Below are 787 nucleotides of genomic sequence, written 5' to 3'. Positions count from 1 at the left end.
GGCGGCGAATAACAAGGAAAACACAATGAAAAGACCGATTTCGCTGACCATTCTCGCGTGGATCATCATCGTGACCAACGCGATCACGTGCATCTATACGCCCTTCACGATCGGCATGCCGACCACCCAGGCGCTGCTGTCGCACTACCTGCTGCCCGTCTGGGCGACGCTCGGCATCAGCGTGATCCTCGAAGTCGTGAACGTCGTGGTCGGCATCGCGATCCTCAAGGGCCGCGAATGGTCGCGCAAGACCTACATCGCGACGGCCGTGTTCAGTTTCGCGTTCTCGTTCATCAACATGCCGGCGTCGATGTACGCGGTGCTGATTCCGGGCGTCCTGTTGTTCGCGCTGTTCGTCTACCTGATGTTCCGGCGCCCCGCGACCGCGTATTTCCAGGCGAACGCGTGAGCTTCGTGCGCAATGCGCTGGCGATCGTGATGTTCACGATCGCGGGCATGTGCGTGATCACCGCGCAGATGATGGCGTTCATGAAACTCGGCCATACGGGGGCGATGCTGGTGTTCGTCGCCGTGCTGATCGGGTTGTCGGCCGTGCTCCTGGTCGTGGGCGCGTTCGCCGGCGCGTTCCGGCCACGCGCGCGCGGCGCGGGCATCGCGCTCCTCGTCGCGACCGCGACCACCGCGTTCGGGGTGATCGGCTGGGTGACGCTGCTGCTGGCGCCGGGGATCGTCGACGTGTTGCAGCAGCAGGGCGTGGGCATCAACGCGCGGATGTTCCGGTTCGCGCCCGGCACCGTGGTGACCGGCCTGTCCGCGCTCGTCGGCG

2 protein-coding genes are annotated in these 787 nt (G+C 64.9%); both read left to right on the top strand.

The window, feature by feature from the left end:
* The first annotated feature begins 25 nt into the window (after positions 1-25).
* Positions 26-409, top strand: coding sequence for a hypothetical protein (locus tag G3N99_RS41100; RefSeq protein WP_174935832.1), 384 nt, complete (start codon positions 26-28; stop codon positions 407-409).
* Positions 406-787 (top strand): hypothetical protein (locus G3N99_RS41095; RefSeq protein WP_206125295.1); only part of this gene is annotated, 382 nt, incomplete at its 3' end. The genes G3N99_RS41100 and G3N99_RS41095, both read left to right, overlap by 4 nt.

It is taken from the genome of Burkholderia sp. Ac-20392 (assembly GCF_017104585.1).
GTDB lineage: Bacteria > Pseudomonadota > Gammaproteobacteria > Burkholderiales > Burkholderiaceae > Burkholderia > Burkholderia lata.
Note: the sequence above shows the minus strand (reverse complement) of the source record. Positions and strands in the feature narration are given on the sequence as shown.